The sequence below is a fragment of the Pseudomonas sp. GW822-FHT03F08 genome (genome assembly GCF_058801265.1).
The window spans coordinates 60,289-74,040 of the sequence record NZ_JBXANC010000003.1 but is presented as its reverse complement, the minus strand read 5'-3'; the positions used below and the strand labels follow the sequence as shown (position 1 = coordinate 74,040).

Here is a 13,752-nt window from a genome sequence, read left to right as displayed (position 1 = left end):
GTCGAGTCTTTCTGCAATCACCGATAAAACCGACAAGAGGCGATGCAATGAGCAACCCAACCAAGGCAAGGAAAAGCGATAGCAGTGTCGATGCGTGGGCCATTCTGTTCCTGATCATTCTGGTCGTTGGAACAGCGGTGTTCTGGGTCAGTCATCAGTAAAACGACCCCTCCGGGCCCGCTTCCGACGATTGTCGGACAAAAAGCGGGATCAGGCGCTAATGGCCGGCGATTGAATGGCTATAATGCGCGGCCATTTTTCCCCGGGCCCGGATGCTTCATGTTCAAGTTTCTCCACATCAGTCTGCTTTTGCTGGGCATGGCCTTCGGGACCAGTGCGCGGGCGGAGTCCGTGCTGTTTCTGAATCCGGGCTCGACCCAGGAAGCGTTCTGGGTCAGTTACTCGCAATTCATGCAGGCCGCCGCTCGGGATCTTGGAATCGACCTGCACATCCTCTATGCCCAGCGCCAGCCCGAACTGACCCTGGCGCAGGCGCGACTGGCGTTGCAGGGGCCTGATCGCCCGGATTATCTGGTGTTCGTCAATGAACAGTACGTCGCGCCGCAGATTTTGCGCATGGCCAATGACAGTGGCGTGAAGCTCTTTATCGTCAATTCGGCACTGACACCCAACCAGCAGGCGCTGGTGGCAGAGCGCGCGGATCGTATCGGTAGCCTGGTGCCCAACGATGAGGAGGGTGGTTACCTGATGATGAAGGAGCTGATTCGCCTGCATCCACCCGTGGCCCCCGGTGAAAACATCGACCTGCTGGCGTTTTCCGGCCTGAAGATCACGCCCTCGGCGCAACTGCGCGAAAAGGGCATGCAGCGGGCGCTGGCCGAGCATCCTCAGGTACGTTTGCGGCAACTGGTCTACGGCGGCTGGACGCAACAACGTGCCTACGAGCAGGCGAAGCAATTGTTGGTCCGATATCCAAAAGTGTCATTGGTGTGGGCGGCCAACGATGAAATGGCCTTCGGTGCGATGCGCGCCGTTTCAGAGGCCGGCAAAGTGCCGGGCAAGGACGTGTTGTTCAGCGCGGTCAATACCTCGCCCGAAGCTTTGCAGGCCATGGTTGACGGTCGCCTGAGCGCGTTGCTCGGCGGGCATTTCACTCTCGGTGGCTGGGCGCTTGTCGAACTGCATGATCACGCGCAAGGCGTCGATCTGAATCAGTACGGCGGTCGTGACCGGCAGATTCCATTGTTGCAACTGATCGACAGAGATCATGCCCGCCGAATGCTGGCCATGGGCACTGCGCCGGACTACGGCGTGCATTTTCGCAAGCTCTCGGCGAAGGGCCGTCCGGTTTCGTATCGCTATCCGTTCAATCTGCAAACCCTGATGCACTGACGCCGGTCACGCGCCTGCCAGATGCACCACCAGTTGCACGATGCCAAACAGCGTCAGGGCGAACACCGCCGTGAACGCAATGCCCAGGAAGATGAAGTGGCTGGGCTTTCCATGGGTGAAGTCCCTTGCCCGGTTCTTGCCGCTCTGCACCCCGAACGCCGCCGCCATGACGCTTTGCAGCATCTGCCAGAAGGTCGGTGGCTTGTTGTCGACTGGATCGTCCATAAATCCCTCGTCTGCCGTGTGTGTCAGACAAGCATAGCCAACCCTTTCCGGGGTGCAGAAATACCTGTGGGAGCCAATAGGCTCCCACAGGGTGTCACGTGTCGCGTGAAGCTGGATCAGTTGTCGTAACCCAGGTTCGGCGCCAGCCAACGCTCGGTCAGGCTCAGTTCCTGGCCTTTGCGCGAGGTGTAGCTCTGCACCTGATCCTTGTCGACCTTGCCCACGGCGAAGTACTGCGCCTGCGGATGCGCGAAATACCAGCCGCTGACCGCCGCTGCCGGGAACATCGCGTAGTGCTCGGTGAGGAACACACCGCTGCGGCCGGCGCGCATTTCCTGGGCCTCAGGGTCGAGCAGGGCGAACAGCGTGGCCTTCTCGGTGTGATCCGGGCATGCCGGGTAGCCCGGGGCAGGGCGGATGCCGGAATACTGCTCTTTGATCAACGCCTCGTTGTCGAGAACTTCATCCTTGGCGTAACCCCAGTGTTCTTTACGCACCTGCTGGTGCAGCCATTCGGCACAGGCTTCAGCCAGACGGTCGGCCAACGCCTTGACCATGATCGAGTTGTAGTCGTCGCCAGCGTCCTGATAGGCCTTGGCCACTTCTTCGGCGCCGATCCCGGCGGTGGTGATGAAACCACCGACGTAGTCAGTCACTTCGCTGTCCTTCGGCGCGACGAAGTCGGCGAGCGAGAAGTTCGGCTTGCCGTCGGTCTTGATGATCTGCTGGCGCAGGTGATGCAGGCGCGCCATCGGCTTGCCGTCATCGCCGTACAGCTCGATATCGTCGTCATGCACCTGATTGGCCGGCCAGAAGCCGAACACCGCACGGGCGCTGATCAGCTTCTCGTCGATCAGCTTGGTCAGCATTTCGCGGGCGTCCTTGTACAGCGAGGTCGCGGCCTCACCGACCACTTCGTCTTCGAGGATGCGCGGGAACTTGCCGGCCAGGTCCCAGGAGATGAAGAACGGCGTCCAGTCGATGTACTCGACCAGGACGTTGAGGTCGATGTTGTCCAGCACGCGGCTGCCGGTGAACGTCGGTTTGACCGGGGTGTAAGTGGCCCAGTCGAACTGCGGTTTTTTCGCGATCGAGGCCGCGTAGCTCAGGCGTTCGGTACGGGCGCTGCGGTTGGCGGTGCGCTCGCGGACTTCGACGTACTCTTCGCGGGTCTTCTCGACGAAACCGGCCTTCAGCTCCTTGGACAACAACTGCGTCGCCACGCCCACGGCGCGGGAGGCGTCGGTGACGTAGACCACCGCGTCGTTGCTGTACTTCGGCTCGATTTTCACCGCCGTGTGCGCCTTGGAGGTGGTCGCGCCGCCGATCATCAGCGGCAGGTGGAAGTCCTGGCGCTGCATCTCGCGGGCCACGTGGACCATTTCATCCAGCGACGGGGTGATCAGGCCGGACAGGCCGATGATGTCGCACTTCTGTTCCTTGGCCACTTGCAGGATCTTCTCGGCTGGTACCATCACGCCGAGGTCGACGATGTCGTAGCCGTTGCAACCCAGTACCACGCCGACAATGTTCTTGCCGATGTCATGCACGTCGCCTTTAACGGTGGCCATGAGGATCTTGCCCTTGGCTTCCGGCTTGTCGCCTTTTTCCAGTTCGATGAACGGGATCAGGTGGGCCACGGCCTGTTTCATCACGCGGGCGGACTTCACCACCTGCGGCAGGAACATTTTGCCGGCGCCGAACAGGTCGCCGACGATGTTCATGCCGGACATCAGCGGGCCTTCGATCACTTCGATCGGACGGGCGAAGGACTGACGGGACTCTTCGGTGTCTTCGACGATGTGGGTGGTGATGCCCTTGACCAGTGCGTGTTCCAGGCGTTTGTTGACGTCCCAGCTGCGCCATTCTTCGGTCTCGGCTTCCTTGACGCTGCCGTCGCCCTTGTACTTGTCGGCGATGGCGAGGAGGGCGTCGGTGCCTTCCGGCGTGCGGTTGAGGATCACGTCTTCAACGGCGTCACGCAGTTCCTGCGGGATCTGGTCGTAGATTTCCAGCTGACCGGCGTTGACGATACCCATGGTCAGGCCGGCGCGGATCGCGTACAGCAGGAACACCGAGTGAATCGCCTCGCGCACCGGGTTGTTGCCACGGAACGAGAACGACACGTTGGACACACCGCCGGAGGTCAGCGCATACGGCAGTTCGTCACGGATGTAGGCACAGGCGTTGATGAAGTCCACAGCGTAGTTGTTGTGTTCTTCGATACCGGTGGCCACGGCGAAGATGTTCGGATCGAAGATGATGTCTTCCGGCGGGAAGCCGACTTCGTTGACCAGAATGTCGTAGGAGCGTTTGCAGATTTCTTTCTTGCGCGCTTCGGTGTCGGCCTGGCCGGCTTCGTCGAACGCCATCACCACCACGGCGGCGCCGTAGCGTTTGCACAGTTTGGCGTGGTGGATGAACTGCTCGACGCCTTCTTTCATGCTGATCGAGTTGACGATGCCCTTGCCCTGAATGCACTTCAGGCCCGCTTCGATCACGTCCCATTTCGAGGAGTCGATCATGATCGGTACGCGGGAGATGTCCGGCTCGCCGGCAATCAGATTGAGGAAGGTCACCATGGCCTTCTTCGAATCGAGCATCCCTTCGTCCATGTTGATGTCGATCACTTGGGCGCCGGCCTCGACCTGCTGCAGGGCGACTTCCAGCGCTTCGGTGTAGTTGTCTTCACGGATCAGACGGGCGAATTTTGCGGAACCGGTGATGTTGGTCCGCTCGCCGACGTTGACGAACAGCGAGCTGCGATCGATGGTGAACGGCTCCAGACCCGACAGGCGGCAGGCCTTGGGAATGTCCGGAATCTGCCGTGGCGCGTAGCCGGCAACGGCTTTGGCGATGGCTTCGATGTGCCCCGGGGTGGTGCCGCAGCAACCACCGACGATGTTGAGGAAACCGCTCTGGGCGAATTCTTCGATGACTTTGGCGGTGTCCACCGGCAACTCGTCGTACTCGCCGAATTCGTTCGGCAGGCCGGCGTTCGGGTGCGCCGAAACGTGGGTGCTGGCCTTGTCCGACAGCTCTTCCAGGTACGGACGCAGTTCACGGGCGCCGAGTGCGCAGTTCAGACCGACCGAAATCGGCTTGGCGTGGGCCACGGAGTTCCAGAAGGCTTCGGTGGTCTGGCCCGACAGGGTGCGGCCGGAGGCGTCGGTGATGGTGCCGGAAATCATGATCGGCAGTTCGATGTGCAACTCTTCGAACACGCCTTGCACGGCGAAGATCGCAGCCTTGGCGTTGAGGGTGTCGAAGATGGTTTCGATCAGGATCAGGTCGGCGCCACCCTCGATCAGGCCTTTGGTGGCTTCGGTGTAGTTTTCCACCAGCTCATCGAAGGTGACGTTGCGATAGCCCGGGTTGTTGACGTCCGGCGACAGCGAGCAGGTGCGGCTGGTCGGGCCGAGCACGCCGGCGACGAAGCGCGGCTTGTCCGGGTTCTCGGCGGTCTTGGCGTCGGCGACCTTGCGCGCCAGTCGTGCGCCTTCTACGTTGAGTTCGTAGGCCAGCTCTTCCATGCCGTAATCGGCCATGGAAATGCGGGTGGCGTTGAAGGTGTTGGTTTCCAGGATGTCGGCGCCGGCATCCAGGTAGGCTTTCTCGATGCCGCCGATCACGTCGGGACGGGTAATGACCAGCAGGTCGTTGTTGCCCTTGACGTCGCTCGGCCAGTCGGCGAAACGCTTGCCGCGATAATCCTGCTCTTCGAGCTTGTAGCTCTGGATCATCGTGCCCATACCGCCATCGAGTATCAGGATGCGCTCTTTGAGGGCTTGCTTGAGAGCTTGAAGGCGGACGCTGCGATCGGACATTGGGACTACTCGAAAAAGACCATGACGAAGGAGCGGGATCATAACAAACCTGTGCGGATTTAGAGCATGCGGCACTTTTGCATGAATATCGCTCATGTTGGCACGGGCGTCATAACGGTAGAATCGCGGCGTTTTTATTCAGGATCAGGATCAAGGATATGTCGTACCGCGTCGTCAGCATGGTGTTGCTGTTTTTGAGCTTTGGCGCGGCGGCGCAAAGTCCTGCGATCTCGCCTGCCATTTCTTACACCCGCGACATCCAGCCGATCTTCACCGAGAAGTGCGTGGCCTGCCATGCGTGCTACGACTCCGCCTGCCAGTTGAACCTGGGCAGCGGTGAAGGCGCGGCCCGTGGCGCGAGCAAGATGCCGGTCTACGACGGCGAGCGTACTCAAGCGGCGCCGACCACGCGGCTGTTCTACGACGCTTTTGGCAAACGTGCCTGGCAGCAGAAAGACTTCTATTCGGTACTCGACGCCCAGGGCAGTCAGGCGGCACTGATGGCGCGCATGCTGGAATTGGGGCACAAAACGCCACTGACACCCAACGCCAAGCTGCCGGAAGACATCGTCCTCGGCCTGCAACGGGAAAACATGTGCGCGATGCCGGCCGAGTTCGACGGCTATGCCGGCGCCCACCCGAAAGAGGGCATGCCGCTGGCGGTCACCGGCCTGACCAACCAGCAATATCAGACGTTGCAGCGCTGGCTGGCGTCCGGCGCGCCGATCGATGAGCAGGGCCTGGCGCCGAGCGCCAAGGAAGCGCTGCAGATCGTGCAGTGGGAAAACCTGCTCAACCAGCCTGGCGCGCGGGAGAGTCTGGTCGGGCGCTGGCTGTATGAGCACTGGTTCCTGGCGCACATCTACTTCAAGGACGGCGAGCCGGGGCATTTCTTCCAGTGGGTGCGTTCGCGCACGCCGACCGGCCAGCCGATCGACCTGATTGCCACCCGTCGCCCGAACGATGATCCGGGCACCCAGGTGTATTACCGCCTGTGGCCGGTGCAGGGCGTGATCGTGCACAAGACCCACATCACTTATCCGCTGAGTGCGGCGAAGATGGCGCGGGTCAAAAGCCTATTCTACAACGGCAACTGGCAGGTGCATGCGCTGCCGGGTTACGGGCCGCAGAGCCGGGCCAACCCGTTTGCGACCTTCGAAGCGATTCCGGCGCAGGCGCGTTATCAGTTCATGCTCGATAACGCCGAATACTTCGTGCGCACGTTCATTCGCGGCCCGGTATGCCGTGGCCAGATCGCAACTGACGTGATCCGCGATAATTTCTGGGCGCTGTTCCAGGCGCCGGAACATGACCTGTATATCACCGATCCGAACTATCGCGGCCAGGCCACGCCGTTGCTGGCCATGCCGGGGCAGAACGACGATGTCGGCAGCGTCCTGAGCCTGTGGCACGACTATCGCAACAAGCGAAACAAGTACGAAGCCTTGCGCCGTGACAGTTATGCCGACCAACCGGCGCCGAGCTGGTCGACCCTGTGGGCGGGCAACGACAATGCGCTGTTGAGCATCTTCCGCCACTTCGACAGCGCGTCGGTGACCAAAGGCCTGATCGGCGAAGTGCCGCAGACCATGTGGCTGTTCGACTATCCGTTGCTGGAGCGCACCTATTACCAGTTGGCGGTGAATTTCGATGTGTTCGGCAACGTCTCCCATCAGGCGCAGACCCGACTGTACTTCGACCTGATCCGCAATGGCGCCGAGCAGAATTTTCTGCGTCTGATGCCGGCCGATTCCCGCGAGGACTACCTCGACGATTGGTATCAGAGCAGCGGCCAATTCAAAATGTGGCTGGACTATGAGTCCATCGACGACGACAAGCCAACGGCGCTGAAACTCGACGGAAAAGACCCGAAACATGTCTTCGCCATGCAGTTGCTCGCCCGTTATGGCGACCTCAACGCACGGCCCGATCCGATCAATCGCTGCGTGGATGCCTACTGCTCGCGGCCGAACATCGACCCGGCGCTGCAAAACGCCGAACAGGCGCTGAGCCGTCTGACGGCGCGTCCTGCGGCGGGGCTGAAAGTGATCGATCAGTTGCCGGAAGCGACCATGCTGCGCATCGAAACGGCCAGCGGCAAACGCGAGGTCTACAGCCTGCTGCGCAACCGCGCCCACAGCAACGTGGCGTTCCTGCTCGGTGAGTCACTGCGCTATCAACCGGGCCTCGACACCCTGACCATTTATCCGGGCGTGCTGAGCAGCTACCCGAACTTCATGTTCAACATCCCGGCGGATCAGGTGCCGGCGTTTGTCGATGCCATGGAAAGCGCGAAGGATGCGCCGCAGTTCGAGAAGATCGTCGAACGTTGGGGTATTCGCCGCAGCCATCCGCAGTTCTGGTTCTATTTCCATGACCTGAGCCAGTACATCCATGAAACCGACCCGGTGGAAGAGGGCGTGCTGGACATGAACCGGTACGAGAATCTTTGATCGTTTGATCGATGGCAGCAGTCCCAATCCTGTGTAGCACGGGATCGGGAGCGCCATCGATGTTGATTTCAGTGCAGGCCCTGCGAGCGCTCGCCGCGTGGGCGGTGGTCTGCCATCACTTCATGCAGATTTTCTTCGACTCGGTGTATCTGATGCACGTGCTGGTGCTGTCGGGCAGGCGCTTATCTGGCCCGACGCTATGGGATCAACCCGTATTTGATGTTATTTGTCTGTGCGCTGGCCATCGGAGACGCTTCATGGCTGAGCTGCGAATGGGTAGAAAAACGCAGCTATCCGTGGCTTAAAGCGCGGATTGACGGCGAACCTGGCGCTTGGCCGATTTGCGAACTATTCCTACGTAAATACTAGGACTTTGTGCCGCGCGCCGATTGGCGTAAACTCCGCCTCAAGCCTGCGAGGAGTTTCCATGACCGCTATTACCATTACCGACGCCGCCCATGATTACCTGGCCGATCTGCTTTCCAAGCAGAACACCCCGGGTATTGGCATCCGCGTCTTCATCACCCAGCCTGGCACCCAGTACGCCGAAACCTGCATTGCCTATTGCAAGCCGGGCGAAGAGAAACCTGAAGACACAGCGCTGGGGCTGAAAAGCTTCACCGCCTACATCGACTCGTTCAGCGAAGCGTTCCTCGACGATGCTGTCGTCGACTACGCCACCGACCGCATGGGCGGCCAGCTGACCATCAAGGCACCGAACGCCAAAGTACCGATGGTCAACGCCGACAGCCCGGTCAACGAGCGCATCAACTATTACCTGCAAACCGAAATCAACCCGGGGCTGGCCAGCCACGGCGGTCAGGTCAGCCTGATCGATGTGGTTGAAGACGGCATTGCCGTGCTGCAGTTCGGCGGCGGTTGCCAGGGCTGCGGCCAGGCGGACGTAACCCTGAAGGAAGGCATCGAGCGCACCTTGCTCGAGCGCATTCCGGAGCTCAAGGGCGTTCGCGACGTGACCGACCACACGCAGAAAGAAAACGCCTACTACTAAGGCGTTCGCTGCGGCATAAAAAACGGCGCCCCGTGAGCGCCGTTTTTTTATGGTCGATACAAATGCGCATGCCCCGCGCGATACAGCGACGATTCACTGAAATGATCGCTGCCCAACACCCGCCCGACCAGAATCAGTGCCGTACGCCGAAACCCCTTGGCGGCCACCTTCGCGGCAATATCCTCCAGCGTCCCGATCACCCAGTCCTGATCCGGCCACGTCGCCCGGTGGATCACCGCGATCGGGCAGTCCGCACCATAGTGCGGCAACAACTCGGCGAGGATCTTCTCCAGATGATTGACCCCCAAATGAATCGCCATGGTCGCCCCGTGCTGCGCCAGGTTGCCCAGTTCCTCGCCGGCAGGCATCGCGGTCTTGTCCGCGTAACGGGTCAGGATCACGCTTTGCGAGATGTCCGGCAGAGTGAGTTCGGCGCCCAACAACGCCGCGCAGGCAGCAGTGGCGGTTACGCCGGGGACAATTTCGAACGGGATGTCCAGCTCGCGCAGATAACGGATCTGCTCGCCGATGGCGCCATACAGGCTCGGATCGCCCGAATGCACCCGCGCCACGTCCTGGCCCTTGGCGTGGGCGGTCTTGATCAGATCGATGATCTGTTCCAGATGCAGTTCGGCGCTGTTGACCACGGTTTCAGCCGAATGACCGTCCAGCACCGCCGCCGGCACCAGCGAACCTGCATAGATGATCACCGGGCAGCTGCGAATCAGTCGCTGACCTTTGACAGTGATCAATTCCGGGTCGCCGGGGCCGGCGCCGATGAAGTAAACGGTCATCGTTGGATCCTGTGAAAGTAGGGCAGGTCGAGGCTTCAAGAGCAGTTCAGATGAAGAATGCTCATGATCGAAAGCGGGGATTATCGGGAATTTACGCCGCGCCGGCCAATGCCAGGGTTGCCTGGGCGTATTTTTGTCTGGAAATCAGCAGTTTTGCCGGGGCCTGGATCAGTTGTTCGGCAAGCGCCAGTGCGGCGCTTTCCGCCACGCCGTAGCAACCGGTGCGTTCGAAAGCGATCTGCGAATGGTGACTCAGGCGTTGCTGATAACTGGCCAGTTCTTCGCTGCTGAAATACAGCAGCGGCAGCGCCAGTTGTGCCGCCAGTTCCTGCAGGCCGGGTTCGTCGCGTTTCAGGTCGATACTGGCCAGGGCCTTGACCGCTTCGAGTTCGATGCGATGCGCCTGCAGGGCCTGGTCGAGCAAGGCGCGCAGCGTACTGGCCGGGCAGCCGCGCTGGCAGCCCAGGCCGACCACCAGAGTCGGCGCTGCGCTGTCATCGGTCATGCGTGGTATTGACCATCGCTTTTGCGGCGGAACAACCAGGCGCTGATCAGGCCCAAGGCCAGCCAGAACGCCACATTGGTCAGCTGCGAAGCGATTTTGAATTGAGCTTCCAGGGCTTCCGGCGCGAGCATCGAGTGCACTTCCGGTTGCGGGGCGCCGATCACGTGCGGCACAGCGAGAATCGCCACGCCGAGGATCTTCAGCAACCAGTTGCCACCGAACGCGATCAACGCCAGGCCGACAGCAGTAGACGCGGCGGTGCCGATCCACCACATCTGGCGCGACGCCAGGTCTGCGGCAGCGGTGCCTGGCAGCTCAGGTGGAAGGCCAAGGGTTGGAGCGAGCACGAAAGTCGCGTAACCCGCAAGGCCCCAGAGCAGGCCTTGCGACGTCTTGGTCGGCGCACGCAGGGTGTACAGACCGGCCAGCATCAGGGCGAAACCCACGGCCACGACCAGATTGCCGCCGGTAGTGGACACCACGCGCTGCCAGCCGTCTACCGGCTCCCAGGCTTCGGCATCGTGGGTATGGGCGGCGGTGCCGGCGGCGTGTTCGTGAACGGCGGCAACCGGCTCGGCTTTCTCGAAAGTCTCTGCCTGAAGAATCAGCGGCGACACCCAGAAGCTTTGCAGCAACGTCAGGAGCAGAGCGGCCAGAAGGCCGGTGAAACCTGCGGTCTGCGCAATACGCTTGATCATGTCGTCGGGTCTCAGTGGCACGGGAACGCGGCGCTGTGGCGGGTATCGTGAGCGGCGTTGTGAACCGCTTCGATGTGCGAGAAACCGGCGAAATAGACCAGGCTGGCACCCAGGATCGACGCGAAGATCGCAGCGGTCAGGCGTTGGCTCAGGGTGGTGGTGCTGGAGATTTTGTCCGTGTTGCTGCCGGTGCTGCTGATGATCGACATGGCGCTTCCCTCTGGAGTGTCAGCGGGTGAACGGTGCGCATGAAAACCCCTGCGAGTCGGGCACGCAGAGGTTCGAACAGCGCCCGCCCACCGCGGGTTTGTTATGTTCAGTGACGCAAGATGCGTACTGTGTGTTGCGGGCCGGTCTCCGGGCTCACGAGGGGTGGCTGTCTGCCGACCTGTTAGCGTCACCTTCCCATGCCCGTGGGCACAGTGGATCTGACGCTCTCTCGCTTACCGTTGCGGGGGCAGCACCGGACTGACATGGCTTTAGAGTAAAGCACATGATTCACCGGTTTCCCGTTTCACCCTTTGCAGGGCACCCGTAACAAGTTGTGTAGGAGACCATGGGTTGGGGAATTTAGTCAATTTTGTGGGCATATCCGTTTTTGTGGGCATATCCGTTGCTGCGGTTATGGCCACTTAGGGTTCCGCCCTTACGGCGGGTCACTTTTTCCAAACGCCGAAAAAGTAACCAAAAAGGCTTTACCCTGACGTTCGGCCCCTCGCTGAGGCTCGGGGTTCCTTCGCTCCGGGATTGTTCCGGGGGCATCGCCTACGGTTTGCTTCGCTGCACCTCCTCTCGATGTGTTTGGCTTTGCCAAACGGTCGCTGCGCTCCCACCCCCGGATCAATCCCTCCACTCAGCCTGCCGACGGGCCTTGAGATCAAAAGCTTTACTCGAGCTAACGCTCATCGTGGTGAGTGGTGAGTGGTGAGGGGGCTCTTGATCGGGCTTTGCTCTGGCTTTGGCCTTTGATTTTTTGCCCCTTCGGCAGGCCGAGCGGAGGTGTTCATCAGGGGGTAGGCGCGCAGCGCCGTGCGGCGAAGCCGCATACATCGAGAGGAGGTGCAGCGAAGCAAACCGTAGGCGATGCCCCCTGGTGGACACCGTAGCGAGGGAACACTGAGCCTAAGCGAAGTGCCGTACGCCGGGGTTCAGCCTTTTTGGTTACTTTTTTGGCGTTTGAAAAAAGTGACCCGCCGTAAGGGCGGAACCCTAAGAAGCCGTTACCGCAGCAACGGATATGCCCCCAATCCAAAAACGAAAAACGGCCCCCATTCACATGGAGGCCGTTCCCGTTACAACTTAAGACGTTATCGCAAGACAGGTCTTATTTGCGATCTTCCAGCTTGGTAATGTCACGCGACTCGTAGCCGGTGTACAGCTGGCGCGGACGGCCAATCTTGTACGGACTGGAGAGCATTTCCTTCCAGTGCGAGATCCAGCCGACAGTACGTGCCAGGGCGAAGATCACGGTGAACATGCTGGTCGGAATGCCGATCGCCTTGAGGATGATCCCCGAGTAGAAGTCGACGTTCGGGTACAGCGAGCGTTCGATGAAGTACGGGTCGGTCAGGGCGATCTCTTCCAGGCGCATGGCCAGTTCGAGTTGCGGATCGTTCTGGATGCCCAGTTCCTTCAACACTTCGTCGCAAGTCTGCTTCATCACGGTCGCACGTGGGTCGCGGTTCTTGTAGACGCGGTGACCGAAGCCCATCAGCTTGAACGGGTCGTTCTTGTCCTTTGCCTTGGCGATGAACTTGTCGATGTTCGAGACATCGCCGATTTCATCGAGCATGGTCAGCACGGCTTCGTTCGCACCGCCGTGGGCAGGGCCCCACAGTGCGGCGATACCGGCGGCGATACAGGCGAACGGGTTGGCGCCCGAGGAACCGGCCAGACGCACGGTGGAGGTCGAAGCGTTCTGCTCGTGGTCGGCGTGGAGGATGAAGATCCGGTCCATGGCCTTGGCGAGTACCGGGCTGATCGGTTTGATCTCGCACGGGGTGTTGAACATCATGTGCAGGAAGTTTTCCGCGTACGACAGGTCGTTGCGCGGGTACATCATGGGTTGGCCCATGGAGTACTTGTAAACCATCGCGGCCAGGGTCGGCATCTTGGCAACCAGGCGGATCGCGGAGATTTCGCGATGCTGCGGGTTATTGATGTCGAGGGAGTCGTGGTAGAAGGCCGAGAGGGCGCCGACTACACCACACATGACGGCCATCGGGTGGGCGTCACGGCGGAAGCCGTTGAAGAAGGTTTTCAGCTGCTCGTGAACCATGGTGTGGTTCTTCACGGTGCCGACGAACTGGGCCTTTTGCTCTGCAGTCGGCAGTTCGCCGTTCAGCAGCAGGTAGCAGGTTTCCAGGTAGTCCGACTTTTCAGCCAGTTGTTCGATCGGGTAGCCGCGGTGCAGCAGGATGCCGTTGTCGCCATCGATATAGGTGATCTTCGATTCGCAGGAAGCGGTCGACATGAAACCGGGGTCGAAAGTGAAGCGGCCCGTGGCCGTCAGGCCCCGAACATCGATTACATCGGGACCAACGGTGCCGGTTAAAATGGGCAGCTCGACGGGGGCTGCGCCCTCGATGATCAACTGCGCTTTTTTGTCAGCCATGTGGCCTCCTATTTATGCTTGAAATCATCAGACAGACCCCCCACGCAGGGCCCGCACCACTATAGTGAGATAAATTCGAATGTCAATTTGCCTAAAGTCTTGCTCCAGAAGGCTTTAACCGCACTTTTTCCTCGAAATTGCCTGCCATTTACGCCTTTTATACAACTTGTGCAATCAGCTATTGGGGGTAGGCGATTGCGTTGTCATTAGTAGCCTAACTGTCTATACTCGGCGACCGACCGCCAAGGGCTTTTGGGCTTGCTTTCATTGG

10 protein-coding genes, 1 pseudogene and 1 riboswitch are annotated in these 13,752 nt (G+C 60.4%); of the genes and pseudogenes, 4 read left to right on the top strand and 7 right to left on the bottom strand.

All coding sequences use genetic code 11. The features are described from left to right. The first annotated feature begins 279 nt into the window (after positions 1 to 279). Positions 280 to 1,353: an ABC transporter substrate-binding protein gene (locus AC1RME_RS07530; RefSeq protein WP_096819962.1), complete on the top strand. Its 1,074-nt coding sequence runs from the start codon at positions 280 to 282 to the stop codon at positions 1,351 to 1,353. A gap of 6 nt (positions 1,354 to 1,359) precedes the next feature. On the opposite strand, the gene AC1RME_RS07525 is transcribed toward AC1RME_RS07530, so the two are convergent. After that, a complete protein-coding gene (locus AC1RME_RS07525; RefSeq protein WP_096819961.1) occupies positions 1,360 to 1,578 on the bottom strand; it encodes a DUF2970 domain-containing protein in 219 nt (72 codons plus the stop codon). 116 nt (positions 1,579 to 1,694) lie between these two features. Then, a complete protein-coding gene (metH, locus tag AC1RME_RS07520; protein WP_493090902.1) occupies positions 1,695 to 5,405 on the bottom strand; it encodes a methionine synthase in 3,711 nt (1,236 codons plus the stop codon). Between the two features lie 158 nt (positions 5,406 to 5,563). Here metH and AC1RME_RS07515 point away from each other — a divergent pair, with 158 nt between their 5' ends. From AC1RME_RS07515 to nfuA, 3 genes and pseudogenes are all read left to right on the top strand, one after another. Further along, positions 5,564 to 7,858, top strand: a complete 2,295-nt coding sequence (locus AC1RME_RS07515) for a fatty acid cis/trans isomerase (protein ID WP_096819959.1) — start codon at positions 5,564 to 5,566, stop codon at positions 7,856 to 7,858. Between the two features lie 140 nt (positions 7,859 to 7,998). Continuing rightward, positions 7,999 to 8,227 (top strand): annotated as a pseudogene (locus AC1RME_RS07510) (acyltransferase family protein); the annotation flags it as partial. A 58-nt stretch (positions 8,228 to 8,285) separates the two neighbouring features. Next, a complete protein-coding gene (gene nfuA / locus AC1RME_RS07505) occupies positions 8,286 to 8,870 on the top strand; it encodes a Fe-S biogenesis protein NfuA (protein WP_003225494.1) in 585 nt (194 codons plus the stop codon). 47 nt (positions 8,871 to 8,917) lie between these two features. On the opposite strand, the gene cobM is transcribed toward nfuA, so the two are convergent. The 5 genes from cobM to gltA all read right to left on the bottom strand — a co-directional run bounded on the left by cobM (position 8,918) and on the right by gltA (position 13,481). Then, entirely contained in the window at positions 8,918 to 9,664 is a 747-nt protein-coding gene (gene cobM / locus AC1RME_RS07500) for a precorrin-4 C(11)-methyltransferase (protein WP_096819958.1), read from the bottom strand. Between the two features lie 91 nt (positions 9,665 to 9,755). Further along, complete coding sequence (locus tag AC1RME_RS07495) at positions 9,756 to 10,169, bottom strand: cobalamin biosynthesis protein (protein ID WP_085730754.1); 414 nt, start codon at positions 10,167 to 10,169, stop codon at positions 9,756 to 9,758. Continuing rightward, positions 10,166 to 10,867, bottom strand: coding sequence for a CbtA family protein (locus tag AC1RME_RS07490; protein ID WP_096819957.1), 702 nt, complete (start codon positions 10,865 to 10,867; stop codon positions 10,166 to 10,168). Before AC1RME_RS07490 ends, AC1RME_RS07495 begins: the two co-directional genes overlap by 4 nt. A gap of 11 nt (positions 10,868 to 10,878) precedes the next feature. Next, the gene (locus tag AC1RME_RS07485; RefSeq protein ID WP_016983301.1) at positions 10,879 to 11,076 is read right to left on the bottom strand and encodes a CbtB domain-containing protein; all 198 of its coding nucleotides are present in this window, start codon (positions 11,074 to 11,076) and stop codon (positions 10,879 to 10,881) included. A 122-nt stretch (positions 11,077 to 11,198) separates the two neighbouring features. Beyond that, positions 11,199 to 11,418, bottom strand: a riboswitch (cobalamin riboswitch). Between the two features lie 773 nt (positions 11,419 to 12,191). After that, a complete protein-coding gene (gltA, locus tag AC1RME_RS07480) occupies positions 12,192 to 13,481 on the bottom strand; it encodes a citrate synthase (protein ID WP_007959044.1) in 1,290 nt (429 codons plus the stop codon). Positions 13,482 to 13,752 lie beyond the last annotated feature (271 nt).